Genomic DNA, 26,053 nt, shown 5'->3' on the forward strand with positions numbered 1-26,053 from the left:
TTTATGACTGTTTGACTATCCTTCAGTTAAATGGCGGGTACTTGGGATACGATGACGCTCTTCTAGTATTCCAATAACTTCATGTAGCGGAACACCAGCCCCTACAAGCAGAACCAGAAGGTGGTATAAAAGGTCAGCAACCTCACCAGGAAGGGTTTCGCGGTGTCCCGCTACAGCATCGATAACCGTTTCCACTGCCTCCTCTCCTACTTTCTGCGCTATTTTTGGCATTCCCTTCTTGAAAAGCGAGACAGTGTAGGATGTTGGTGCTCGCTCAGGGTACTGATACCGTTCAACAATCAAGCGCTCTAGTCGAGCGATGAAACCGACTGCGACATCTGGGGCAACCAATTGGTCAGGCTGCTCGAAACAACTAATACTACCCCGGTGGCAGGTAGGTCCTGCCGGCGTAGCCCGAATTAGCACAGTGTCCGCATCACAGTCGACATGAAGGCTTTCGACCTGCAGGAAGTTACCACTTTCTTCGCCCTTAGTCCAAAGCCGATTTTTTGAGCGTGAGAAAAAAGTTACACGTCCCAGCTCTCGGGTTTTGGCCCAAGACTCAGCATTAACATAGCCCAGCATCAGCACTTGGCCAGTCGCGGCATCCTGCACAATTGCCGGGGCTAATCCGGTGACGGAATCAAAGCGGAGCGTATCTAGAGAAGCAGGTTGAGCAAACATTATAGTGATAGTGGATTAAAACGAATAGAAAACAGCCAGATAGCTCCTAATATCAGGGACGTATCGCGATACCTTGCTCTAGAAGGTAACTCTTTAGAGCGGGTATTGCCGTTTCATTGAAGTGAAAAATACTGGCAGCCAAAGCGGCATCGGCACCACCGGCTTGGAATACAGCCGTGAAATCGGCGAGCTGACCTGCTCCACCCGAAGCAATTACGGGGATTGAGATAGCATCGGCCACGGCACGGGTCAACTCTAGGGCAAACCCAGATTTCGTACCATCATGGCTCATCGACGTCAATAAAATCTCGCCGGCACCGCGCTCGGCAGCTTCACGGCACCAGGCAACGGCTTCACGCCCAGTGGGCGTGGTACCGGCGCGGGTCATCACCTGCCATTCACCATCAACCAGCCGGGCATCAACAGCCACCACCACGCATTGCGAGCCAAAGCGGCGCGACAACTCGTTGATAAATTCAGGCCGGGCCAGTGCGGCCGAATTAATGGAAACCTTATCAGCTCCGCTTAGCAAGAGTGCTTCAACGTCGGCCAGGGTATTGATTCCTCCTCCCACGGTGAATGGAATATCAAGCACACGCGCTACGTTACGCACTAGCTCAGTAAGTGGCTGGCGGCGTTGGTTAGTGGCCGTGATATCGAGAAAAACCAGCTCATCGGCCCCCTCCCGGGCATAGCGCTCGGCCAGTGCCACAGGGTCGCCAGCATCACGCAAACCCTCGAACTGGATGCCCTTAACGGTACGCCCATCGCGCACATCGAGGCAGGGAATGAGTCGTTTCTTTACCACGGATTGTTTGAATTTAAGTGGACTTAATGGGTGACAGGCATTTGATAGGCTAAATCAATGGCTTATAAAAAGCGGAGGAGGTCAGGCAAGGCAATAGTACCTTCATAGAGCGCCTTGCCAATGATAGCCCCATGCATGCCTATTTCAGCAAGTGCTTCCAAATCAGCAATAGTGGTAACTCCTCCACTCGCCACGAAACGCGCCGCGGGAAATTGACGCACCAGCTGCTGATAAGTTGCCTGCGCCGGCCCCTGCAACAAGCCATCCTTGCTAACATCGGTACAGATGAAGGTTGTGGCACCCACTGCCAGATATTGCTCAATAAAGGCGGCCAGTGTGAGCGTACTCTGCTCGGCCCAGGCACTGATTAGAATGTGCTCGCCCTTGAAATCGGCACCCAGGAAAATAGCTTCAGGACCATGATTGGCCAACCACCGCTGCACGGTAGCCGGCTCGCGCACCGCCAGGCTACCAGCAGTGGCGTGGCGGGCACCGGCATTGAGTACCTGAGCCAACGCGTCGTCGGTTTGGATTCCCCCTCCAGCATCGATATCCAAGCTGGTATGGCGGGCAATGGCTTCCAGCACAGCCAGGTTAACGGGTTTGCCCGCTCGGGCACCATCCAAGTCTACCAAATGCAAGCGGCGTAGGCCGGCATCGGCAAACCGTTGTGCCACAGCTACCGGGTCAGCGTCGTAAGTAGTCTGGCGAGCAAAGTCCCCGGCACTAAGCCGAACACATTGCCCGTTAATAAGGTCAATAGCGGGAATAATCTCCACGTTGGCAGCTGTTGTTAGAAGTATTAAAGGTTCAGAAAGTTGGTCAGAATCCGGGTACCAACTGCTCCGCTCTTTTCGGTGTGGAATTGCACCCCGTGAAAATTTCGATGTTGCACCGCTGCACTGAAGGCAGCCGGGTGAGTCGCTTGCGCGGTGGAGTAGTCGCCGACAGGCGCGTAGTAGCTATGCACAAAGTAAACGTGGTCGGCTTCGGACAGGCCTGCGAAAAGCGGCCCACGCAAAGCCTGAAGGTTGTTCCAGCCCATGTGCGGCACTTTGTGAGTGGGGTCAGCCACGAAACGCCGCACGTGGAAGGGCAGCAGCCCGAGCATTGGCGTATCGTTTTCCTCACTGTGTTGCCCGAGCAGCTGCATACCCAAGCATATCCCCAGAAACGGCTGGGTCAGCGTAGGCAGCACTACATCGAGGCCGGCTTCCCGCAGGGCCTGCATGGCCGATGATGCTTCTCCTTCGCCAGGGAAAAGCACCTTGTCGGCCCGGCGCAATGCCTCGGGGTCAGCAGTGAGCGTGGCACGAGCGCCCAAGCGTTCAAGGGCAAACAGAACCGACTGCACGTTACCGCCTTTGTAATCTACTACTGCAATTTCCATAGCAAGAAACTTTATTATCCAAATGACAAACAAGATTTTGATTGATTTGGATAAACTTAATCAATTCTACAAAATCCCTTTGGTGCTGGGAATCGTTCCCGATTCATCTCGTTGCAATGCCATTTTGATGGCTTTGGCAACTGCCTTAAAGATGGCTTCAATCTTATGATGCTCGTTATCGCCCTGGCACGAGATGTTCAGCGTTGCCCGTGAGTTATCGGTAAAAGATTTGAAGAAATGGAAAAACAGCTCAGTGGGTAAATCTCCTACCCGTTCCCGCTTAAAATCAGCGTTCCATACCAGCCAGGGCCGCCCCGCAAAGTCGATGGCAGCCTGGGCCAAGGCTTCATCCATGGGTAATAAGAATCCATAGCGCGCCAGACCACGCTTGTCGCCCAAGGCCTGGGAGAAAGCCGTACCCAACGCCAAAGCGGTGTCTTCAACCGTGTGGTGCTCATCGATATGCAAATCACCTTTTACACTTATGTGTAAATCTACCCCGCTGTGCCGCCCAAGCTGTTCCAACATGTGGTCGAAAAAACCCAGACCCGTGTGAATGTCGCATTTCCCTGAGCCGTCGAGATTCAGGCGAATGGTAATCTGCGTTTCGTTGGTGTTACGTTCGATGACGGCTACGCGAGCCGGGTAACGCAGAAAACGATAAATGTCGTCCCAGCTTGTGGTCGTGAGAGCGGCACGCGGGTCCGGCTCCTCTCCTATTAGAATGGCCTGACTGCCGAGGTTGACAGCTAGTTGCACGTCGGTGAGGCGGTCGCCGATTACGTAGGAGTTGGCAAGGTCATACCCATGGGCCGGGTCGAGGTACTGAGCCAGCAGCGCCGTTCCGGGCTTGCGGGTGGGCAGGTTCTGGTGCGGGAAGCTGCGGTCAATATGTTCGGCGGCGAAGTGCACACCTTCGGTCGCCAATATGTCGTGCATCAGCTGGTGCGCCGGCCAGAATGTGTTTTCGGGGAAGCTGGCAGTTCCCAGTCCATCCTGATTGCTCACGAGAACAAGCTCGTACTCGGGCAGCTCGCGGGCAATGCGCGCCAGGTTGCTGATGGCCCCGGGCAAAAACTGGAATTTATCGGGCGTGAGGCCGTCGATTTGTTGGCTGGGCTGGGGCTCCACTAGGATGGTGCCGTCGCGGTCGATGAACAGAGCCTTTTTCAAATCAATTTATTATAATCAGTGAATAATGGACAGTGCTGAGATTTCCAATGGCCACTAGGCGCTGGTTACCTCCGCTCCTATTTCGGCCAGGGCCTGAACTAATTGAGCATTTTCGGAGGCCGTGCCAACGGTGAGGCGCAGGCAACCCGCACAGCCGGGCTGGCTGGTACGGTTACGTACCACAATTCCCCGGTTACTCAGCGCATCGTACACCGCGGTGGCATCCACGTTGAAACGCACCAAAAGGAAGTTAGCATCGGAAGGAAAAATGTGCTCCACGATAGAAAGATGCGCCAATTGTTGGCCGAGCCAGTCGCGGCCCCGCAATAGCTCGGAACGCATCTCGGGCAGCTGAGGAGCATTGGCCAATGCGGCCAGGGCGTGCTGCTGAGTGGCAGCCGAAATATTATACGGCGGCTTTATTTTGTTGAGGTAGCCGATGAGCGCGGGCGAAGCGTAAGCCACCCCGAGGCGCAAGCCGGCCAGCCCCCAGGCTTTCGAGAAAGTCTGCATCACCACGAGGCGCGGGAACTCTGCCAGCCGGGTAATCCAGCTGGGGGCGTCGGCAAAATCAGCGTAGGCTTCATCAACGATAACCAAGCCGCTGAAATTAGCAAGGATGGCTTCGATAGCTTCCTGAGCCAATAAATTACCCGTGGGGTTGTTGGGTGAACACAGGAAAACCAGCTTGGCCCGCGAAGCCGCGAGCATTTCGGCGGCATTAGCCGGCAGCTGAAAATCGGCCGTAAGCGGCAGGCGCTCGACGCGAACGTCGTTTAGGTTTGCGGCTACCTCATACATCCCGTAAGTTGGCGGGCAGATGATTATGCTATCCTGCCCCGGCGTGCAGGTGAGCCTCACGAGCAAGTCAATCGCCTCATCTGAGCCGTTGCCGAGGAAAATCTGGTCAGGACGAATTCCTTTAATCTTCGCTAAATCGGCTTTGATGGCCCGCTGATGCGGGTCGGGATAACGGCTGAAGTCGTCGGGGCCCACCGAGCCCAGACTGTTTTCGTTGGCATCAAGCATGACCGCGGCCAATCCTTCAAACTCGTCGCGGGCCGAGGAGTATGCCTGCATGCGCTCCACGCTGGGGCGGACGAGACCGGCGTAAGGATTTGCTGTTGAGGCTGAGTCGTGGGGAGCAGCAGTATTATCAGCAGCCAGCGTGGTCAGGCGTAGGGTCACGGCGCGGGCGTGGGCAACCAGGCCCTCAGCTTCGGCCATGGTTTCCACCACCGGGCCCAGGGCCTGCAAACCCGCCGGCGACAGGCGCTGAAAAGTAATTTTCTTTACGAATGAGTCAAGCGACACCCCGCTGTATTGCCGGGCATAGCCGCTGGTCGGCAAAGTGTGATTGGTTCCGGAGGCGTAGTCTCCCACGGCCTCGGGGGTGAGGTGGCCCATAAAAACCGAGCCCGCGTTGGTGACCTGGGCCGCTAGTGCCTCGGCGTTGTCGGTGGCCAGAATAAGGTGTTCGGGCGCGTATTGGTTGGAGAAAGCCATCATAGCCGCCGCATCAGGCAGCAGAATGGCGCGGCTGTTGTCCAAAGCCAGCGCAGCTACCTCGCGGCGGGGCAGCGTTTCCAACTGCCGCGCTACTTCAGCCTGCACGCTTTCCAGTACCTGCTGCGAGTCGCTCAGCACCACCACCTGCGAGTCGGGGCCGTGCTCGGCCTGCGAGAGCAGGTCGGCGGCTACGAAAACAGGGTTGGCGCTGGCATCAGCAATAACCAGCACTTCCGACGGGCCGGCGGGCATATCGATGGCCACGCCAAACTCCGCCGCCGCCAATTGCTTGGCGGCAGTCACGTAGCGGTTGCCGGGGCCAAAAATCTTATCGACAGCGGGCACCGTGGCCGTGCCCAGTGCCAGCGCGGCCACGGCTTGCGCCCCACCAGCTTTGATAACTTTGTTGATTCCCAGCAGCTGGGCCACAAACAGGATAACCGGGCTGATGGAGCCGTCGGGCTGCGGCGGCGTACATACCACTACCTCGGGGCAGCCGGCCAGCCGGGCTGGCACACCCAGCATCAGCAGGGTACTGAACAAAGGGGCCGTGCCACCGGGCACGTACAGCCCCACGCGCTGCACCGGCACCGAGCGCCGCGAACAGGCCACGCCAGGCATGGTTTCAAGTCGGATTTCGGGCTCACGCTGGGCGGTGTGAAAAGCCTCGATGTTGGATTTTGCCTGGCGGATAGCAGCCTGGAGGCCTGCCGGAACCTGCGCCACGGCCGTAGCAAACTCATCCGCAGTAACCAGCAGGTCATGCAGGGTAGCTTGGTCGAGCTCGGCCGCCAGCTGGCGCAGGGCGGTATCGCCGTTGGTGCGCACCTGCTCAAAAATAGCCCGGACGCGAGCGGCTACCTGGGGTGCTTCGGAGGCGGCGGGACGCTGCTGAAGCTCGACCCAAGTCTGGGGAGCGGGATTAGTAATAAACTGCATGGCGGAGCGGCTAAGCAATCATTTTTTCAATGGGCAACACCAGAATACCCTCGGCCCCAACGGCCTTGAGCTGGCTGGTGATGTGCCAGAAATCATCTTCCTGCACCACCGATTGCACCGAAACCCAACCGGCTTCGGCCAGCGGCGTGACGGTAGGCGACTTGATGCCCGGCAAGAGCCGGCGTACTTCGTCGAGGGCCGTCACCGGGGCGTTCAGCAGAATGTACTTGCTGCGCTTGGCACGCCGCACGGCCTGCATGCGAAACAGCAGCTGAGCGAGCAAATCGGCCTGTTCGGCGCTCAGGTTTGGCTGGGCAATGAGCACCGCCTCGGAACGGAATACCGTTTCAACCTCGCGCAGGCCATTGCCAAGCAAGGTCGAGCCGCTGCTCACAATATCACAGATGGCCTCGGCTAGCCCAATGCTGGGGGCTATTTCGACCGAACCGCTGATGGTGTGCAGATTGGCCTGCACCCCGTTTTCGGCCAGGTAGCGGCCCAGAATATTGGGATAGGAAGTTGCGATGTTCTTGCCTTGCAGGGCTGCGATTGACGCGTAGGCATCGGCCCGGGGCACGGCCAGACTCAGGCGGCACTTGCTGAAACCGAGGGCCTCGACTTCCAGACTGGGGTAGCCGGCTTCGACCAGCACGTTCTGGCCCACAATGCCGAGGTCGGCCACGCCGTCCTGCACGTAGCCGGGAATATCGTCGTCGCGCAGAAACAGGATTTCGAGCGGAAAATTGGTAGCCTCGGTTTTCAGCTTGTAAGAACTGCTGATGAAGCTGATGCCGCATTCGCGGATGAGAGCAAGCGAGTCCTCGCTGAGGCGACCGGACTTTTGAATGGCTAAACGGAGCATGAAACGGGTATGTGACCGGAAAACGCGGCTCGATGAGCACGCGGCCTAATAAGCAGCCAACGGCGGGCCGTTGTTTGATTTCCCGGAAATATAAAGAGGTGTCTGGAAGCTGGCGAGCCCCCAAGCGCGGAGGTGGAGACTCGAGCTACCGGCGCTATATCAGCACCCGGCACACAGCCCGGCCTCCCACAGATGGTGGTGATGGTGGACACCCGCAACAGCCTGGCCGGCTGCCAACGGGGCAGCTACAACAGCGCAAATAACAGCAGGGAATAAGCTCATCGGGCACAAAGGTAGTACGAAGATGCCAGCAGTTGGCATGTAGCAACCTTATTTTGTTGCTGCCAATACTTTTGAACGGGGCGAAAAGTTTTCGGCCGACGAAAAACAAGTGCTAGCTACTCGCTCCTTATCCATCACCAAAGGATTTTGCATGCTTCCCTTTCTTGCGTTTCTTGATGCCATTCAGCCAGTCAGCCCCGCCCTCCGGAGCGCCTTGGAGGCTGCTACCAGCAGCGAGATGCTGCCCGCACGGCACCTGCTGCTTCGGCCCGGGCAGGTGGCCCGGCGGGTATATTTTATTGAATCGGGCCTGGTGCGCGGCTACACCTTGCTGCACGGCCGCGAGGTATCGTCGTGGTTTATGCAGGCAAACGATTTTGTCATTTCCATTCTGAGCTTTTTCACGCAGCAGCCCTCAACCGAATACCTGGAATTGCTGGAGCCGGCCGTGGTGCACTCCGTCACGCACACCGAGCTGCAGCAGTTATACCAGGCGTTTCCCGAGTTCAACTACGTGGGGCGGCTTCTGATTGAGAAATATTATGTTATGAGTGAGCAGCGCGCGCAGCACCTGCGCGCGCGCACAGCCCACGAGCGGTACCAGGAGTTGCTGCGCGACTTTCCGACCATTTTTCAGCGGGTAGCCCTGCAGCACATTGCCTCCCACCTCGGCATGGCCCCGGAAACCCTGAGCCGCCTGCGCAACAAGCAGCCTTAAACGCGAAAAGCAGGGTCGAAAATGACTTTTGTCATGAACGCCGACGGACGATAAGCGGAATTTTGAGGCATTCAATCACCGCAAACCCAACCCGTATGCTCCTCATCATTTTTGCCGTGTTCGCCGGCTGCTTCGTACTCGAGCGCCTTATTCCTGGCTGGAAGCTTCCGGCCGTGCCCACCTGGCCTGTTCGGGTGCTGGCAGTAAATTTCGTGCAGTTGCTGGTGGTAATAGTCGCGGGGCTGAGTTGGGAGAAATGGCTGTCCGCTTATTCCCTTTTCCACCTCTCGCAGCACGTGCCGGCCTGGGCCGGTGGGCTACTGGCCTATTTCGTGGCTACGTTCGTTTTCTACTGGTGGCATCGATGGCGCCATACGGTTGATTTTCTGTGGCTGCATTTCCATCAGATTCATCACAGTCCTCAACGCATCGAAGTTATCACCTCGTTCTACAAGCATCCGGTCGAGATGACGGTGAACTCCATAATCGGTGGACTACTCATTTACACCTTGCTGGGGCTGAGTGCAGAGGCCGGAGCCATTTATACGCTCTGCACCGCACTGGGTGAGTTCTTTTACCACACCAACGTGCGTAGCCCCCGCTGGATAGGCTATATTTTTCAGCGCCCGGAGATGCACCGGATACACCACGAATACGAAAAGCACGCCGGTAATTACGGCGATATTGTGTGGTGGGACATGCTGTTCGGCACCTATTACAATCCACCCACCTTCACAACTTCCTGTGGCTTCGACCCCGCCAAGGAAGAGCGCCTGCTCGATATGCTCCGCTTCCAGGACGTGCACAAGACGGACGAAACCACTTAGAACCGGGCAATCAGGCGCAGATTGACGAGGCGTTGCGACAGGTAACTCGGAACGGAGTACGTTACGCCGTTCACATCCTGTAGGTAGCTGTAGCCCCCCACGTTGTTCGCGCCGAGCACGTTCAGAATTTCCAGGCCCAGCCATAAATTGTCGAAGCTGTAGAAATGCGCCTTGGGGGCCCCGGTATTTTTCAGGCCAATGACCTTTGAAAAACCCAGGTCGACGCGCTTGTAGCTCCGTACCAACGCATCTGTTCCGCGCAAATCGGGCTGGTTGGGTGGGCTAAAGGGCAGCCCCGAGCCGATAACCAGGTTCACATAGCCGCGCACCGAGGGGTTGTTGGGCAAATGGTCCTGGAAAAACACGCCAACGTTGAAGCGCTGGTCCTGGGGCCGGCGAATAAAGCCTTTGGCCTCGCGCCCAATGGTTTTGCCGTCGGCATCGAACACGTTGGCCGAGTCGCCGGCCACGTTTTCCTGGGTGGTAAGAATGCCCAGGCTGAACCACGACTCTGCCCCCTTCACAAACTCGCCGCTGAGCCGGGCATCGAAGCCAGCGGCGTAGGCCCGGGCGTTGTTTTTGCCGAAATAGCGCAGCCGCACGTTATCGACATCGTAGGGCACCACGTCGGTGAGGTACTTGTAATACACTTCGCTGGAGAACTTAAACGGCCGCCCAAACCCCTGGAATGTAACGTCCTTACCCACGATGAAGTGGTAGGATTTCTGGGCCCGCAGCTCTACGTTCAACTGGCCGGTTTGCACCAGGGGCTGGCTGGAACTGGTGCGTTCGCCGGCCTGGGTGCGCAGCTCGCGATAAAACGGCGGCTGGTAGTACACACCCACCGCCGCTTTCAGCGAACGGTTGGGGTGGCGGCGGCTGATTTGCGAAAATTGCACGCGCGGGCTGATAACAAGCTGGCCATTCGTGGTCCAATAGTGCGCCCGGACGCCGTAGGTGAGCGTACGCAGCGAATCGAAGTTCCAGGTATCCTGCACGAAACCCTGGCTGCGGGTACTCAGCAGGCTTAGGTCGGAAAGCAGGCGGGTACGGCGGGCATCGGGCACGAAGTCGGCCGAGTCGGCGTAGCTGTACTCGTCGAGCCGGTCGGCGATTTTTTCGCGGCCGATTTTAGCGCCCCAGCGCAGGGTGTGGTTGGCGGCCGGGGCCCAACGCCCCCGGGTTTCGGCGGTAAAAATGCGCGCCGTGAGGTTGTTGCGCGAGTGCTTAAATTCGGAGCCCAGGTTACGCTCGCGCACGGCCTGGTTGAAGTCGGGCGAATTGGGGTCGCGGTTGATTTCAGCAAACCGATAAGCGGCCTCTACGTCGCGGTATTCAAATTCGCGCGAAATCAGGGCCGAACCCAGCACCTCCACTTGTAACCGGGAGGAAAAGTCGTGTTTCAGGTTCAGGCCACCTTGGTAGGTATCGAACTGCATGCGCTCGCGGCCACCGTAGCCGATGAACACCCGCGTCAGCTGGTTTACGCCGGTTGAGAACGTCGACTCGCCCGTGGCGGGCGCAAATCGGTAATCGTTGTGCGCCACCACGCCCATCAGGCCCAACGTAGTGCGCTGCAGGTCGTCCTTGTGGCCCAGGCCGATATTCACAAATGCCTGCGCATCGTAGAACGTTGGGTTATAGCCGCCCTGTGCCTGTCTCAGCGAGTTGAGCACGTACTGGGCATTCTTGTAGCGCACGCCAGCCAGGTAGCTCACCCGGCCGTTGGCCGAACGAGCCTCCGCGTGAGCCGCTCCCCCGACCAGGCTGGCCGTGAGTGAGGCCGCGAATTTTTCGGGCGTTTTATAGTCCACACTCAGCACTGAAGCCAGCTTGTCGCCATACTTCGGCTGCCAGCCGCCACTGCTGAATTCAACCTGCTTCACGAGGTCGGCATTGATGAAGCTAAGTCCCTCCTGCTGCGCCGAGGTAACGAGAAATGGCCGGTAAATCTCAAAGCCATTCACGTACACCAGGTTTTCGTCGTAGTTGCCGCCGCGCACGTTGTACGTGCTGCTCAACTCGTTATTGGACATGACGCCCGGCAACGTTTTCAGAATAGCGTTGAAATCGCCGAACGGCGAGGGTAGCTCCTTGGCCTGGCGTGGGTCGATGCGGGTCAGGCTTACTTCCTCCCGGGTATCGCCCTGCGTGCCACGGGCCGTCACGTTCACGCCACCCAGCGCTTTTGTATCCAGGCGCATGGTTAGGCGCAGGGTCCGGTTGGCATCGGCGGGCAGGCGCAGGGTTTGGCGAATAGGCAAATAGCCCAGCCGGCGCACCACCAGCACCAACGACTGGCCCGAAGCCGGGGCCATTATCCGCAGGCGGAAGCTGCCATCGGCGGCGGTATTGGCGCCCGTCGTCTGGCCTTCGACACCCACGGCGGCCAGTTCCAGCGGCTGCCCATTGCTATCGCGCAGCAGGCCGGCAAGGGTGTACTCGCGCGGAGTAGCGGCTGGAGTCTCTGTCTGAGCGCGGACCAAAGTTGGAAACAGCAGCAGCGGTGCCAACACCACCGTGCCGGCCAGCAGCCAGCGGCCGGGAAAAGCAAAAGACGAAATCGGCAGACCGGGCCGGAGCGGCGTAGTGGGTTGATTCACGAAGCAGAGAACGAAGGACCCACGCACCTATTGCCGCCGGCCCGTAGCCTCGGCACCCATTTCAAGCCCGGTCAGGTGTTCGCGCAACCGGGCCAGCGTAGCGACCGGCCCCTCGGGCGCGCTGAAAACGAAGTTGCCGGCCACCAACACGTCGGCCCCGGCTTCAACCAGCGGGCCGGCGTTGTCCATGTTCACGCCGCCATCTACTTCAATCAAAGCATCCGAGCCGGTATCGAGCAGCAGCTCTTTCAGCATAGCCACTTTTTTCAGGGTGTTTGGAATGAAGGCCTGACCACCAAACCCGGGGTTAACCGACATAATGAGCACCACATCGAGGTCGGCCGCGATGTCTTCGAGCAGCGCTACGGGCGTAGCCGGATTCAGCGCCACGCCGGCCCGGCAGCCCAGCTGCTTGATTTGCTGCACTACGCGGTGCAGGTGCGAACAGGCCTCGTAGTGCACCGTGATGCCGGCCGCGCCCGCGTCGCGGAACGCGCTGAGGTAATGCTGCGGCTCCTCAATCATCAGGTGTACGTCGATGGGCTGCTTGGCGTAGCGCGCCACGGCTTGCAGCACGGGCAGGCCGAAAGAAATATTCGGTACGAAACGGCCGTCCATCACATCGAAGTGCAGCCAGTCGGCGGCGCTGTTGGCAAGCAGTTCGGTTTCGGCTTGCAGGTTGGCCAGGTCGGCGGCCAGAAACGATGGGGCCAGCAACGGGGCGCTACGGGTTGTGTTCATGGGCACGAAGATACAGCCGCCCGCCGCACTCCCCGAATGCCGCCGGGCCGCGCCAGCGGCTCTACTTTTGTGCCCGCCCGGCACGGCTCACTTCCGCTCCCGGCCTGGGTTCATTGCTCACCGCTCATTGCTAATTGACTTAACGTGCCTCACCTCGTTCCCCTGCTCATCCGCGGCATCAACAATCTTTCCGACGCCCGCTACTGCGCCGGGATGGGTGCCGACAAACTCACTTTCGTGCTCGACCCCGCCCTGCCCGACCATCTCGATACCAAAACCGTGAAAGAGCTGGCCGGCTGGATTGCCGGGGTTGAACTGATAGGTGAGTTCAGCCAGCTTAGTGCTCCGGAAATAAACGCGTTGGCCGCCGAATGCGGCCTCGATGCCGTCCTGCTCCGCTCCTTCCGCACCCCGGAAGAATTGGCCGAAATCGCCCCTCCGGTTTACCTGGAACTGAACGCCACCGAAGTCGCGGCCGGAATAGGTGAACTACCAGCTGTACCGGTGGGCTTCGTGGTTGAGCTGCCAATGGATGCCCCTTTGACTTCGCCGTTCCTGGCGGCGCTAGCTACCCAGCGGCCGCTGTGGCTGGGCCCGGGCCTGCACCCCGAGCGCGCACGGGAAGCGGCCACCCAACTTCCCCTGGCGGGGTTGTCATTCCCATCGGGCAATGAAGTGAAGCCCGGCCTGCGCGATTTCGACCAGCTCGAAGCCGTATTCGAAGCGCTGGAATTAGAATGATTTAATCACTGGTTTTCCAGGGTGAGCGCAGTAAAATAGTTGATGGTCGCTGAATCGGCGGCTTCCACAGACTTCCCTGCGCTTGGTTCGGCAAGTGTCAGCTCAGCCGGAACCGAACGTATTTGATGGGAACTCCGATGGACCGGTACTTCCCTTCAAAGTTGGTCTGAATCGCCTGTGCCTCGGCAAACTCGACATCCGTCTCGGCGTATAGGTCGCGGGTAAACCGCTCAACCACCGTCCCCGGCCGGGCTGCCAGCACCTCGAGGGTATATTCAAAAAGGTCCTCGTTGTCCGTTTTTAGGTGCAGCAGGCCTCCAGGAGTGAGTAACTGTTGGTAGAGCGCCAGGAAACGCGGCGAGGTGAGGCGACGCTTGATGTCGCGGTCGCGCGGCCGGGGGTCGGGAAAGGTTATCCAGATTTCGGCCAGCTCACCGGCACCAAACTGTGCGGCCAGCGCCTCGGCCCGCATCCGCACAAAGCCCACGTTGGTCAGGCCCATTTCGGCGGCGCGGCTGCTGCCCCGCCAGATGCGCTCGCCTTTAATGTCGAGCCCCAGAAAATTACGGTTCGGATGGCGCTGGGCCAGGCCCACGGTGTATTCGCCTTTGCCGCAACCTACTTCCAGCGTTAGTGGATGCGGATTGGAGAAAAAATCGGTACGCCAACGGCCACCAAGCTGCTCGTATTCGGGTTTACCGGGTTCAATAATATCGGGACGGGTAGCGTTATCATGAAAACGCTGGAGCTTAACGCGGGCCAAAAGCAGAGGGTGATGAGGAGTTTAAAAAAGCCCGCTGCCGCCTGCTTGGGCAGTCGACGGTCCGGGCCAGCCCCAAAATTACGCCGCCCGACGCTTAAGCATCGGCATAGAGCTCGGCCACTTCGGCCACCACGAAGGTGCTGCCCCCGATAAACACCGCATCATCGGGCCCGGCAGCCGTGCGGGCGGCCGCTACCGCCGCAGTTACCGACTCGTACGCCTGGCCTTTCAGCCCAGCCTGCCGGCCCAGTTCCGCCAGCTCGGCCGCGGGCAGGGCTCGTGGTATCGCGGCGGCACAAAAGTAGAAAACACCCTCGTTGGGCAGCAGCGCCAGCATCGCAGGCACATCTTTGTCGTTTACGGTGCCAATTACCAAATGCAAAAGCTTGTGCGGCACCCGCGCTAGCTGGCTCATCACCATGCGCAGGCCAGCGGCGTTGTGGCCCGTGTCGCACACCACCAGCGGCCGGCGGCCAATCACGCTCCAGCGGCCGCGCAGGCCCGTGAGCTTGGTAACCTGCCGCAGCCCGGCGCGCACCGCCGCCTCGGTAATGCGGAAACCCTGGGCGCGCAGCTCGTCAAGCGTAGCCAATACGCCGGTAAGGTTCAGCTGTTGGTAGTCGCCGGGCAGGCCCAACTCGGCATTGGGCAGGTACGGCCGGCCGTGCTGGCGCAAGGCCAGCGGCCGCAAACCGGTTTCGGGGTCGGCCTCGGCGGAAAATTGCGCGCCATAAATTTCATCGGCAAAGACCAAGTGGGCCAGTTTAGCAGCCGCTTCGCGCCGGAATACCTCGGCTACTTCCGGCTGAAACTGACTCACCACCACTGGCACGCCAGACTTAATGATACCGGCTTTTTCGCCCGCAATCTCGACCAGCGTATTGCCTAGTAACGCCTGATGGTCGAAGCTGATGTTGGTGATGAGGGAAACCAGCGGCGTGATAATATTCGTGGAATCGAAGCGCCCGCCCAGGCCTACCTCCACCACGGCCACATCCACGAGCTGCTCGGCGAAGTACGAAAAGGCCAGCGCCACGCACATCTCAAAAAACGAGGGCTGCACCTGCTCAAATAAGTGCCGCCATTTCGCAACCCACTGCACCAGATACTCCGGCGATAGCTCACGCCCATTCACGCGAATGCGCTCGGTGAATTCGCGCAGGTGCGGCGAAGTGTAGAGGCCCACCTTGTAGCCAGCCGCCTGCAACACAGCCGCCAGCAAGTGCGAGCTGCTGCCCTTGCCGTTGGTACCGGCCACGTGCACGCTGCGAAATTTTTGTTCCGGATGTCCCTGGGCTTCCGCGAGCACCAGGGTATTACCCAATCCTTTTTTAAACCCAGCTGCCCCTACCCGCTGAAACATCGGCAGCTGTTCGTATAGATAGGCAAGGGTTTCGGCGTATGTCACGGAGCAATGGTATGTAATGCGTTGAGATGCCAAATTACGGCTCAGCGGGCCACGCACCAATAAAAATGCCCGCAGCCTTAACAAAGGTCGCGGGCGTTTTCGTGGTTGCAAGTGTGATTAGCGCACGGTGTACCGAAAGTTATAGAAGCCGGTAGCACGCCCGGAGATGCCGTTCACATTACGGAAAGAAGCACTCAGCAAGGCATCGCGCACGGCCTTGGCCTGCTCAGCCGAGATACTGCCTGACACCTTTGTAACGGATTCTACTTCCCCATTTGCGTCGATGACAATCTTGAATCTGGCAACTCCGTTGTTGTCGTCCAGTTTCGGGATGCTCGGCACGTTTTGGATTGCCCAGCCGCTCATCTCCAGGCCGCCGCTGCCAGGACTGCTGCCGGTGCCGCCGCGCCCCCCAGCGCCATACAGGGCTTTGGAATCAAGCGAACCATTGGGGTCGCCCTGGTCGCCGGTAGTGCCCGGACGGTCGCCGTTGTTGTTGCCGGTGGGCGCGTTGCTGGTTCCGTTTACGCCATTGCCGCCGCCGGTAGCGCTGCCTTTCGGGGCGAAGGTAACGGCTACTTTTCGCGGCACGCGGGGCGCGGCTTTCACCTCCTCCTTGGGTGGTGCAGGCGTTTCGACGGGGGTTTCAGCTACCGGGCTTTCCTCGGCATCGCTGGTAATAATTTTTTCCTGCGCGGGTGGCGTCGGGTCGGGCGTTGCCGTGGCCACGGGGCGCGGCTGCGGGTCGGGGCTGGCCTTGGGCGGGCGGCTGTCTTCGCGATTAGGGGAGTTATTGGCCGGAGCCATGCTCTGAATATAGCCCGAGCCGGCCTCGTCGAGGCCGTAGTTCAGTTCTACGCCATCGCCGCCGAGCATTGCCAATGGGGGGTTGGGCCCGTGGAAATGCGTGAACAAAAACAGCAACAACAACAGGCCGTGCACCACCAGGGTACCAATCAGGGCTTGCCGGCGATGCGGTTCGGGATAGTCAATGGCCATTTTCTCGATTTACTGATTGCTGAGTGCGGCGATTACCTACTGAGCAAATTTAACCAATCTGCTCCTTATTTGCCGGCCGCCTGCTGGGCCTGCGTGGCCATCACCATTTTCAGTTTCAGGCGGTTGCCAATTTCGAGAATATCAACCAGCTTTTGCACGTTCAGCGAATTATCAACACGCAGCACCACGGTGGCCTGCTCGCTGGTGGGCGTGGTGGGCCCCACCAGTGCCACCAACTCGGTCTCCACCGCCGACGGATTCACCGGCTTCTTATTCACGTAGTAGGTACCGGCCGCATCCACCGAAATAGTGATGGGCTGCTTCATAACCTGTTTGCTGGATTTGGCGTTTGGCAGCAACAGCTTGATAACGTTGGGATTTACCAGCGTAGAGGCAATCAAAAAGAACAACATCAGGAAAAACATGATGTCGTTCATAGCCCCGGTTTCGACGTGCGAAGTGAGACGGTGACGGCGGGAAAGGTTCATTGGCTAATGAGAGAACAGGGTAATGTGAAAATGAATTGCTGGTCGTTTACTGACCACCCAATCAGCACATTTTCAAAACTTCACACTTCCACATCAATTAATTATCCTGCAAAATATCCATGAACTCGATGGCCGAGTTTTCCATCCGGAACACCATGCGCTCGACCAAAATGCTGAGCCAATGATACCCTACGTGAGCGATGATGCCCACAATGAGGCCCGTAGCGGAGGTCACAAGCTTAACATAAAGCCCGTCGGCGACCTGCGGAATACCAAACTCCTTGGTGGCGGCAATCGAATAGAAAATCTTAATAACGCCGATAATCGTGCCGACAAAACCAATCATCGGCGCGATACCGGCGATAATGCCCAGAATACTGATATTCTTTTCGAGCCGTGCGATTTCAATCTTGCCCACGTTCTCAACGCTGGTTTCAATTTCCTTCAGCGGCAGGCCGATACGACGCAAGCCTTTCTCGACCATACGGGCCAGCGGGGAAGCCGTTTGGGCACAAAGCAGCTTGGCCCCGGCCAGGTCGCCCTTCACCATCAGGGCGCGGATACTGGCCATGAAGGAATCCGGGTCGCCGGCAGCCTTGCGGATGGTGAAGTACCGTTCGAGAATGATGTAAAACGAGAGCAGCGACAGGGCTACCAGCGGAATCATAATCAAGCCTCCCCGCATCAGCAGGTCGATAACCGGAACGTCGGTGGAGGCGAGGGGTGCAGCAGTGGCGGCGGTATTAAGGGTATCGGCAGCGGCAGGAACCACTTGCAGGAGGAATACGGACATGCGGTCAATTAATATTTCAGCGTATTGTAATCGCAGCGGGTGCTCACGCGCAGCCGTTGCGCCTCGCGCTGGGCCGAGGCCTGGTCGGCAAAGTCACCGGCCGTGAGGCGAAAATGGCGCGTGCCAAAATGGGGCAAGATGATGCGGGACGGGTGCCCGGCGCGGAGCAGGTTACGACGGCCTGCTTCGGCCCGGGCCAAGCTGCTGTAGGCCCCGGCAATAACGTAGTAACGGCCCGTACTGGTTTTAATTGTGCTGGTATTCGCAAGCGCGGCAGCTTTGCGCGGCGCGGCCACTACGGCCGGAGCGGCAATGTGCGCGGCGGGAACCGGAACGACGGCGACACTAGCCGTAGCCATGGCCTCATCTGCGGCGGCGGCAATGGGCAGGGCCGAAACCGGCGCGGGAACCGTGCCAGTTTCGGCGCGTACAACCGGAACTTTGCGTACGGGGGTACCAGTGAGGTCGGGGGCCGTCGTCATTTCGGGCACGGTAGCCGGAGCTTCTGCAATTGGGGTCAGCCCTTCGGGCATTTCCGGCGCGGTGCTGCCGAAGTCGTGCTGGCCCAAGGCGGCTTGCTGAGGCTCGGCGGTTATAACTGCGGCCGTTTCGGTAGGGCGCTGGGCCCACTCCCACTTGGGCACCGAGCTACGCAGAGCGGTGGGCAGGTAACCGGCTTTGAGGGCCACCTGGTAGTTAGCCAGCAGCAGCAGGCTCACGGCCACGGCGATAATGCTAGCAGGCACGAAACGAGCCAGGCGGGTACGGGTAGCGCGTAAAACCGGCTGCGGCAGCTTACGACTATCGCCGGCGCGCACGGGGCGGGCAACTAATTCGGGCAGGCCAAAAGAAGCGGCGAGCAGGTTGTCGGTACCCGTGTATTCAAAGGCCAGCCCACGGCCGGCGGCGCGGCGGAAGATACCAATTCCCGGCAGCTCGGTACGGTTGTTCTCGTCGAGTTCCTGGTGCAGCCCGGCCACGGCAACGCGCACCCGCTCGCGGGCTTCGGCAATGGGCAGGCCCAAGTGCTGGCTGAGCGCATCGACGAGCAGGCCATCGTTGCGCATGAGGGCCTGGTTGAAGGCCACGAGCTTGGTGGGCGGGCTAAGGGCCTGGCGGCCGGGCTGGGCCCGGGCCGGCGACACGTCGGCCACAAGCCCGCCAAAGTCCGGAATAATCACGCAGTCGTGGTCACGGAGCAAAGGACGGATGTGGTCAGCGAGGTGCATCATGGGAAGTTTTTAGTGCTGAGCTTCGAGGGCTTAGTTGAAAGTTAAGTTCCTTACACAGGCCCTTTTACCATTCAACTCAATCAAAACTCAACAGTCAACATTCAACACTTAAAAAGTATAGGTTGCCCCGCCCAGCACATTAATGCCCTTCACCGGATAGCCGTAGAAGCGCTGGTACTGACGGTTGACGAGGTTGTTACCCATTGCAAAGATGGATATTTTTGGCGTAACGCGGTAGTCGGCGCGCAGATTAAGGTCGATAATCGGCGTGGTAGCGCGGTAAAAATCGGGGGTGCGCGTGGCCCCCGGGACGGTGGCCGGCCGGTAGCTGATGCCGTAGCTAGCCGAGTAGAAGTAGCCTTCGACGCCAAGCATCAGCTTATCGAACACGTTGTAGGTGCCGAACACCGAGCCCTGGAACTCGGGCCGGTGGAAGGGCTCGGGCAGGTTTTTAAGGGCGTATTTATTGTAGTCTACCCGCGTACCCAGCCGAAACTTCTCGGCGGCGTTGTAAAGCAGCTCGCCGTGGATATTAAGGACACCCGTAGCCTGCCGGTCATACACAAGGTCGAAACGCGAAGGGTCGAGCGGGCTGTTGAGGTAGAAATACAGGTTGCGGTCGCGGGCGTAGGTAGCGCGGGCATTGAACTCCAGGCCCCGGGCGGGCGTCGAAGTGAAGCCGGCGTAGATGGTGGGGCCGCGGTGCGTGTCGGCCACGTTCAGGCCCCGGTTCAGCCAGGGGTTTTCGGTGCTCAGGTCGTAGCGCGTGACGCGTTGAAGCGCGCCACCCAGGCCGGCGTACACCATAAACTTCTCGGGCTCGATGGTGTAGCCCAGCCGGATGGCCGGGTAAGCCACGGCCTTGCTCACGTTGGTGGTGGTGTCGCTGGAATAGCCCAGCGTAGCCCCTACCGTCACGGCAATATTGTTTTTCAGAAACTCGTAGGCCGGCGTGGCCTGCACAAAAGTGCGCGTGCGGCTGAGCGAGGCCGGGGGCTGGCCCGCCAAGGGTACCGACAGGTCCTTGTCGGAAATAAAGGAAGCATCGGCGGCCACGGTCAGGCGGCTCAATTCGCCCAGCGCGTAGCCCATTTTGGCGTTCAGCCGCACATCGTTTTCCGAGGCGGCGAAGTTATCAGCCCAGTAGCGGTAGCCGATGCCGGCGTCGTAGGTCAGCTGTTGGTCGGGGTTGCGATTGTGAGCGTAGGCTTTCACCGCGAAGCGGTTGAATATCTGCTTAATATCGGCCGACTCAGGCGTAGTCAGTGGGCCGCCATTGGCAGCCTTCTCATAGCCGTAAAAATTGTAGCGTTCGCGGCCGAAATCGAGGGTGGCCCCGAATGCTCCGGTGCCCCGGTACAGCTCGCCCATGAGGTGGGCGCTGCTTTCCGACATGCGCGAGTTCTTGCCATCTACCGGACCCTGAATGGAGCTAACGTGCTTGATATCGAGCCCATAGGCGTGGTCGGTATCGCGGGTACTGTGGAAGTAACCGCGTCCGTAGAATGTACCGTAGTTGCCAATCCCCGCCTTCACGAAATTGCCGGTGAGCGGCGTGGCCTCCTCGGCCCGGATGGTCAGCACCTTTACCGACGGGGCGAGGCGATTGGCAGGTAAGCGGAAATCGGGGAACGTATACGCCACCTTGCGCTCGACCTTGGGCGGGGCCGGCAGCTTTATTTTTTCGTAGTTGCGGGTGGCTTCGGGCAGCTGGTTCACCCGTTCCTTCACAATCTCAATCTCGGCTTCCTCAATCTGACCGGTGCGCTTTTTGGGCGGCTGCGTTTGCGCTGAAGCCGGGTTGAAGCCACCGGCCAGCACGGCCGCTAGCACCAGCCCAGCGCCGGAACGTGGGAATGATTGAGAAATAACCATCGACAAATGCTTCATCAGCAAGGGGGATTCAATGAAAAGAGGGAACGCGGCTAACGTTGAGTAGTGTCGGCCGGGGCGGTGAGGGTGCCGCGCAGGTTGGGGCGGGGCACGGTGGCTTTGCCCTTGGCCGGGGCGGTGGTTTTGGCCGGGCCTTTGGTGGGCGCTTTCACGGGGGCTTTTACCGGCGGCTTTTTGGTTGGGACCGGTTCGGTGGCTTCGTCGGGCTGGTCAGCCCCCAGGCCTTTGAGGCGCTGCTGGGCGGCCTCCAGAATTTCGGGCACCGGAAAGTTGTTATCAATAAGCGAGTTCAGCGTACCACGGGCCTGAAAAGTATCGCCCTCCGACGCGTAGATATCGGCCACTAACAAAAAGGCGCGCCCCAGCCACAGCGAGTAGCTGCTGAAGTTGGCGTTCACTTTTAATGCGGCGGCTTTAGCATCTTCGGTTTTCTTCTGCTTGAACAGGGTTTCGGCCAGGTAATACTGGGCTTCGGCTCCGTTGACGTCGTTGGGTGCCGCAGCAACAGCGGCCGTCAACTCGGTCACAGCCTGGTCGAGTTGGTCGCTACGCAGGCTGGCCTTACCCAGGTACAGCAGTGCGGCATTGGTTGCGTTGGCGGTCGCGCCAGCCTGGGCGCGCAACTCCTCGGCTACGCGGCGGGTGCCGGGGTAATCGGCGCTCTCGTAGAGGCTGCGCATTTGGCCAAGGGTAGCGTTGGCCATTTCGCGGCGGTTGGTGCTGGCCCCGCGCAGGCGCTCATAGAGCTTGGCGGCAGCCGGGTAGTCCTTATTCTCAAATTCCAAGTCGGCCAGGCGGCCCACGGCGCGATTCACGAATTCCGACTTGCCTTCCTCCACTACGGCGCGCAGGCGGGTCAGGCCCTGCTGGCGGTCGCCGGTTTTTAGGTAAGAGTCGGCCAGGAAGAAACGGGCATCGGCCCCCAGCGCCGATTGCGGATATTGCTTCAAGTAAGACTCCAGGCGCAAAATAGCAGGTTGGTATTTCTCAGACAGATATAACGACTTAGCGGCTTCGTATTCGACGCTCTCCGTGGCTTTGCTATCGGGGTTCTGCGTTTTAAATCCAGCCAGCGCGGCATCGAATTCTTCGGTGCGGCCGAGGGCCGTGAGGCTTTCCTGCAGGCTGTACAAAGCCTGGGAGGCGGCCTCACTCCGGGGGTATTGCGTGAGCACGCGCTGGAAGTCGGCCACGGCCTTGTCCTGCTGCTCAAGGTTAGCGTAGGCTACGCCGCGCTTCTGCAATGCCTGCGGAATGAGCGCGCTGTTGGGCCGGTTATCAATCAGTTTCGAGAAGCCCGTGACGGCCGGCTGATATTCCCCGGCCTCGAAAGAGAGCTGGGCCTGCTGAAATACGGCATCTTCGGCATAGCGCGAGTTGGGGCTGGTTTTGAGCAGTGCGGCTAGCGTGCTGCCGGCTTCTTCGCGCCGGCCCATGGCACCCAGCGTGCGGCCTTTCTGATAATAGGCGTAGTCCTTGTCCGCCGCGTTGGCCTGGATAACTTTATCGTACAGCGTCAGGGCCTGCGGGTAAGATTTGGCGATGTAGTAGGTATCGGCCAGGCGCAACGTGGCGTCGTAGTAATTGATATCCGACGGTTTGGCGTCAGTATCGTTCAGGAAAGCCTGGAATTGCGCGCGGGCGCGGTCGTACTGCTTGGTATTGTAGTAGGCGTAGCCCAAGCCGTAGCGGGCCTTCTGCTCAAAGTCGGCTTCCTCGGGGCTCACGCCACCCCGCCGGGCCGAGCGGGCCGCGGCCGCATAAGCCGTAATCGCATCGGGGTATTGCTGGCCCACGCTAAAAATCTCGCCGCGCAACACCTGTGCGGCTGCACGCAGGCCGTCATCGGCCGGAAACTGCAGCGACTTATCGAGCAGCGGCAGCGCCTGGGCGTAGTTGCTGTTATTGTAGAGCATGGCGGCCTGAGAGTAGGCCACCCGCTGGTAAGTCTCATTCAACTTATCCCCGCGGTCATCGAGGCCTTCGAGGTAGGCCAGCGCCTGGGCGTAGTCCGTACTCGACAGAAAGCTGGTGCTTAGCAAATCGTCCACCGTCGCCTGATTTTTGGAGCGGGGAAAACGCTTACGGAAATCGCGCAGCACGGCAATGGTTTCGGGCAGATTGCCCAACTCATACTGCACCTGGCCGAGCTTCAGAGTGGCGTTTTCGGCCACCGCTTTGTCGAAGGTTCCCTGGCGGGCAGCTTCGAAGGCCGTTACGGCCTCGCGCTTTTGGCCGGTCTGGATATAGCTCAGGCCCAAGTGGTAGGCAGCATTCTGGCCCAGCGAGTCGCGCAACACGGCCACGTTCTTCAGGCTAGCAATGGCCCCCTTAAAGTCGCCCATCTTGTAATTGGCAAAGCCAATCTTGTACTGCAGAGCCGGCTCGATGCGGCCCTGGTGCAGCCCGGCGTACTTATCGAAGTTGTCGGCGGCCTCCTTGTACTGCTCCTTCTGGTAGTAAGCATCACCGAGCAGCAACTGGATTTCGTCGGAGTTCTGCGGTGGCGGCGTGTTTTGAAGGGCCTTGCCGGCGTAGGCAATCAAGCCATCGTAGTTACCCTCCTTGTAGTAAATCTGCGTCATGATGGCCGGCACCACGTGCTTGTAGGCATCGTTCTGCTCAGCCACGCCCAGGTCGGTGCGGGCGGCGGCGTAGTCACCGGCACGGTAGGCCAGGTAGCCAGCGTAGTATGAGCTAGCATATTTGTACTGGCTCTGCACTTGCTTGCTGCGGTCGAACAGCAGGCGGGCCTTGTCGTAGTCCTTCTGCTCGAAGTAGCTGTAGGCCAGCTTGAAATCGGACTCGGCGCGCTGGTCGTTGCTCAGGTTGTCGGGGGCTACCTTGGTAAAGTAGCGGATGGCCGCCTCGTAGTTCTTCTGGTCGAAATAGAACTTGCCGAGCTCGAAGTAAGCCACGGCGGCGCGCGGGTGGGCCGGGTGCCGGGCCGCGAAGTCCAGAATCAGTCCCTCAGCATCAGGATGCGACAGGTAGAGGCCACTCACGGCGTAGTAATACTCGGCGTCGGCGGTGCGGTCGGTGGCGGTGGGGCCGGCCTGACCGGCGCGCACCGGCTCGATGGCTAAGTACTGCCGGAAGGCTTCCTGAGCAGCCCCGTACTGGCCGCGGTCAAACAACTCCAATCCTTCCTGAAAGTGTCGCTCATCGGCGGCAAATACCTGGGTTTGCTGGGCGTAGACAGCCACGGGGGCTGCGGCACTCAGGGCGGCGGCCAGCGCCAGCCGGGGAAATAGCTTCATGTAATGTCCTTGCGTGGAGGGCCGCACCGGGCCCGGGAACTCGCCAAAAGTAGCGATAATTGCCCGTAGGTTGCCCCGGCAACGTTGGAAGCTGGGTTTTCATTGTTGCGCGCGGTATCCAATCTGGCTGGCTAATCCATTCTAAATTGGGTAATCAACTGCCTGATTCTAACCGCAACCACTCGAAGCCAGGTTTCAGCTTTCTGTTTCCAAGTTCCGAAAACACCTCTACCCCTTCATCGTGCAGAAATGCCTGCAACGAAGGGACATCGGTTGAATAGGCATCCAGAAACTTCTCGAACTGCCACCGGACCAGTAGGCCCGCAGAGTTCAAATAGGGCTCCGCGTAGCTTTTGAAGCCCGGAAGCAGCTTGTGTTGCGCACCTTCTTCGTCCAAGGCCTTCACCAGCATTATCCGGTCTTCGTATTTCTGAAGTCCACAAGTTCGATTTTCAATCTGAATGGCAAACCGGGCCTTAATGCTCCAAAAGCAGCTCTCCGGCTTCGGCTCCTTCCGATAAAACAGGCCCCGTCAGCAATTGCTAACGGGGCCTGTCAGGGTTCAAACCGATTGAAGCTACCCGGCTACTTGGATTTGGGCAGATTGATACCCGGCAGCTTCAGGTCGCCGGCTTTGTAGCGTTTGTATAGATAAGCTGCGCCAGCCGCCAGCAGCGCACCTTTCACCAGGGTGCCAGATTTGGAACCGCTGGCACGGGTTCCATCTTCGTTGGTTCGGCCGCTAATCAGGCCAGCCAGTAGGCCACCAAGTGTGCCGCTGCGGGAATTATTGCTCATGGGTGAAATCAGGTTGAAGTGAAATAACTACCTTGATACGCCCGCATTGCCCCGAACGTTACTCCAACACCCCGGCCGGCACGTTGTGCAGAATCAGCCACACCAGCTCCCGCAGAATCTCGGCATCGTCCATTGAGCCGCTTTCGATGCCCTTACTCTGCGCGTCAGCCCTTCTAATCGAGTGAATCAGCCCGACCACCCGCTCGGGCGGAAACACGCGCAGCGCCTGCTGGTATTCTTTCTGCGCGAAGCTGTTCACAATGCCCAAGCTCTTAAATACGCCATCGGGCGGGTTGGCCCCGGCCTGGTGCAGCACCAGCAGCTTGCTAAAAAAGTTGAACAGCAGCGTCAGGTTCGGGATGAGCGGGTTGGCCTTGGGATTGGCCGCGAAGTAGGCCAGGATGCGATTGGCCTTGAGCACGTCGCGCTGCACCAGCGCCTTTTGCAGCTCGAAGATGTTGTAATCCTTGCTGATGCCCACCATGCGCTGCACCAACTCCTCGTCAATTGGCTGGCCGGGCTTCAGGTTCAGCGCCAGCTTGTCGACTTCGTTGGCCAGCCGGCCCAAATCGGCCCCGATGTACTCGGCCAGCATGGCGGTGGCCTGCCCGGTAATCTGCTGCCCCCGGCTGCGCACGTTGGCCGTGAGCCACTGCGGCACCTGGTTGTCGTAGAGCTTCTTGCTGGTCATGAGCACGACCAGCGAGTCTTTGCCGGCGAGCAGTTTGCCGAGCTTCTTACGCGAATCCAGGGTCTTATGCTTGTAGCAGAACACCAGCACGGTGCTGGGCAGCGGGTTTTTGAGGTAGGCCTCCAGGAAAGGCCAGCTCCGCTCCTGCTCCAGGTCGGCCACGGTCTGGGCCTCTTTCACGATAACGACGCTGCGCTCGGCCATCATCGGAAACCGCTTAGCCTGGCTCAGAATGGCCGTCACGTCCACGTCCTTGCCGTACACCACCATCTGGTTGAAGCTGCGCTCGTGCTCGGCCAGCACGGTTTTCTCAATCAAATCGGCCACCACATCGATGTAGTACGGCTCCTCGCCCTGCAAAAAATACACGGGCTGAAACTGGCGCTGCTGGAGCTGCTTAATTATCGCGTCGGCTTCCTGTATCAAGTTAAAAGGTAAAAGTTGAGCGTTA

At 59.2% G+C, this 26,053-nt stretch carries 22 protein-coding genes; 3 read left to right on the plus strand and 19 right to left on the minus strand.

The window, feature by feature from the left end; genetic code table 11:
- Positions 1-15: 15 nt before the first annotated feature.
- The 7 genes from hisIE to hisG form a co-directional block, all read right to left on the minus strand.
- Positions 16-684, minus strand: coding sequence for a bifunctional phosphoribosyl-AMP cyclohydrolase/phosphoribosyl-ATP diphosphatase HisIE (gene hisIE / locus ABIB44_RS02185; protein ID WP_354582982.1), 669 nt, complete (start codon positions 682-684; stop codon positions 16-18).
- A 52-nt stretch (positions 685-736) separates the two neighbouring features.
- Positions 737-1,492: an imidazole glycerol phosphate synthase subunit HisF gene (hisF, locus tag ABIB44_RS02190; protein ID WP_354582983.1), complete on the minus strand. Its 756-nt coding sequence runs from the start codon at positions 1,490-1,492 to the stop codon at positions 737-739.
- Between the two features lie 62 nt (positions 1,493-1,554).
- A complete protein-coding gene (locus ABIB44_RS02195) occupies positions 1,555-2,271 on the minus strand; it encodes a 1-(5-phosphoribosyl)-5-[(5-phosphoribosylamino)methylideneamino]imidazole-4-carboxamide isomerase (RefSeq protein ID WP_354582984.1) in 717 nt (238 codons plus the stop codon).
- A 23-nt stretch (positions 2,272-2,294) separates the two neighbouring features.
- Positions 2,295-2,882 (minus strand): imidazole glycerol phosphate synthase subunit HisH, encoded by a 588-nt coding sequence (gene hisH, locus ABIB44_RS02200; protein WP_354582985.1) that lies wholly within the window; start codon positions 2,880-2,882, stop codon positions 2,295-2,297.
- A 66-nt stretch (positions 2,883-2,948) separates the two neighbouring features.
- Positions 2,949-4,055 (minus strand): bifunctional histidinol-phosphatase/imidazoleglycerol-phosphate dehydratase HisB, encoded by a 1,107-nt coding sequence (hisB, locus tag ABIB44_RS02205; RefSeq protein WP_354582986.1) that lies wholly within the window; start codon positions 4,053-4,055, stop codon positions 2,949-2,951.
- Between the two features lie 54 nt (positions 4,056-4,109).
- The gene (gene hisD, locus ABIB44_RS02210; RefSeq protein ID WP_354582987.1) at positions 4,110-6,503 is read right to left on the minus strand and encodes a histidinol dehydrogenase; all 2,394 of its coding nucleotides are present in this window, start codon (positions 6,501-6,503) and stop codon (positions 4,110-4,112) included.
- 10 nt (positions 6,504-6,513) lie between these two features.
- Entirely contained in the window at positions 6,514-7,365 is an 852-nt protein-coding gene (gene hisG / locus ABIB44_RS02215; RefSeq protein WP_354582988.1) for an ATP phosphoribosyltransferase, read from the minus strand.
- Positions 7,366-7,798: 433 nt separating this feature from the next.
- Between hisG and ABIB44_RS02220 the strand changes: the two genes are divergently transcribed.
- Both ABIB44_RS02220 and ABIB44_RS02225 read left to right on the plus strand, forming a co-directional pair.
- Positions 7,799-8,365, plus strand: coding sequence for a Crp/Fnr family transcriptional regulator (locus ABIB44_RS02220; RefSeq protein ID WP_354582989.1), 567 nt, complete (start codon positions 7,799-7,801; stop codon positions 8,363-8,365).
- Between the two features lie 95 nt (positions 8,366-8,460).
- On the plus strand, positions 8,461-9,192 hold the full coding sequence (locus tag ABIB44_RS02225) for a sterol desaturase family protein (RefSeq protein ID WP_354582990.1): 732 nt from the start codon (positions 8,461-8,463) through the stop codon (positions 9,190-9,192).
- Here ABIB44_RS02225 and ABIB44_RS02230 read toward each other — a convergent pair.
- Positions 9,189-11,795 (minus strand): TonB-dependent receptor, encoded by a 2,607-nt coding sequence (locus tag ABIB44_RS02230; protein ID WP_354582991.1) that lies wholly within the window; start codon positions 11,793-11,795, stop codon positions 9,189-9,191. The genes ABIB44_RS02225 and ABIB44_RS02230 overlap by 4 nt on opposite strands.
- A 27-nt stretch (positions 11,796-11,822) precedes the next feature.
- Positions 11,823-12,536 (minus strand): ribulose-phosphate 3-epimerase, encoded by a 714-nt coding sequence (gene rpe / locus ABIB44_RS02235; protein ID WP_354582992.1) that lies wholly within the window; start codon positions 12,534-12,536, stop codon positions 11,823-11,825.
- Positions 12,537-12,680: 144 nt separating this feature from the next.
- On the opposite strand from rpe, the gene ABIB44_RS02240 reads away from it, so the two are divergent.
- Positions 12,681-13,277, plus strand: a complete 597-nt coding sequence (locus tag ABIB44_RS02240; RefSeq protein ID WP_354582993.1) for a hypothetical protein — start codon at positions 12,681-12,683, stop codon at positions 13,275-13,277.
- 97 nt (positions 13,278-13,374) lie between these two features.
- On the opposite strand, the gene trmB is transcribed toward ABIB44_RS02240, so the two are convergent.
- The 10 genes from trmB to holA form a co-directional block, all read right to left on the minus strand.
- Positions 13,375-14,040 carry a tRNA (guanosine(46)-N7)-methyltransferase TrmB gene (gene trmB / locus ABIB44_RS02245; protein WP_354582994.1) on the minus strand — a complete coding sequence of 222 codons (666 nt, stop codon included), beginning with the start codon at positions 14,038-14,040 and terminating at the stop codon, positions 13,375-13,377.
- A gap of 94 nt (positions 14,041-14,134) precedes the next feature.
- Positions 14,135-15,448, minus strand: coding sequence for a bifunctional folylpolyglutamate synthase/dihydrofolate synthase (locus tag ABIB44_RS02250; RefSeq protein ID WP_354582995.1), 1,314 nt, complete (start codon positions 15,446-15,448; stop codon positions 14,135-14,137).
- A gap of 117 nt (positions 15,449-15,565) precedes the next feature.
- Complete coding sequence (locus ABIB44_RS02255; RefSeq protein ID WP_354582996.1) at positions 15,566-16,447, minus strand: hypothetical protein; 882 nt, start codon at positions 16,445-16,447, stop codon at positions 15,566-15,568.
- 65 nt (positions 16,448-16,512) lie between these two features.
- Positions 16,513-16,935 carry an ExbD/TolR family protein gene (locus tag ABIB44_RS02260; protein ID WP_354582997.1) on the minus strand — a complete coding sequence of 141 codons (423 nt, stop codon included), beginning with the start codon at positions 16,933-16,935 and terminating at the stop codon, positions 16,513-16,515.
- 97 nt (positions 16,936-17,032) lie between these two features.
- Positions 17,033-17,728, minus strand: a complete 696-nt coding sequence (locus ABIB44_RS02265) for a MotA/TolQ/ExbB proton channel family protein (RefSeq protein ID WP_354582998.1) — start codon at positions 17,726-17,728, stop codon at positions 17,033-17,035.
- Positions 17,729-17,736: 8 nt separating this feature from the next.
- On the minus strand, positions 17,737-18,960 hold the full coding sequence (locus ABIB44_RS02270; RefSeq protein WP_354582999.1) for an HU domain-containing protein: 1,224 nt from the start codon (positions 18,958-18,960) through the stop codon (positions 17,737-17,739).
- Positions 18,961-19,068: 108 nt separating this feature from the next.
- A complete protein-coding gene (locus ABIB44_RS02275; RefSeq protein ID WP_354583000.1) occupies positions 19,069-20,835 on the minus strand; it encodes a TonB-dependent receptor in 1,767 nt (588 codons plus the stop codon).
- A 50-nt stretch (positions 20,836-20,885) separates the two neighbouring features.
- Positions 20,886-24,113 (minus strand): tetratricopeptide repeat protein, encoded by a 3,228-nt coding sequence (locus ABIB44_RS02280; protein ID WP_354583001.1) that lies wholly within the window; start codon positions 24,111-24,113, stop codon positions 20,886-20,888.
- Positions 24,114-24,698: 585 nt separating this feature from the next.
- Complete coding sequence (locus tag ABIB44_RS02290; RefSeq protein ID WP_354583002.1) at positions 24,699-24,911, minus strand: hypothetical protein; 213 nt, start codon at positions 24,909-24,911, stop codon at positions 24,699-24,701.
- 58 nt (positions 24,912-24,969) lie between these two features.
- Complete coding sequence (holA, locus tag ABIB44_RS02295) at positions 24,970-26,028, minus strand: DNA polymerase III subunit delta (RefSeq protein WP_354583003.1); 1,059 nt, start codon at positions 26,026-26,028, stop codon at positions 24,970-24,972.
- Between the last annotated feature and the right edge of the window lie 25 nt (positions 26,029-26,053).

The organism is Hymenobacter sp. UYCo722, from assembly GCF_040547115.1.
Lineage (GTDB): Bacteria > Bacteroidota > Bacteroidia > Cytophagales > Hymenobacteraceae > Hymenobacter.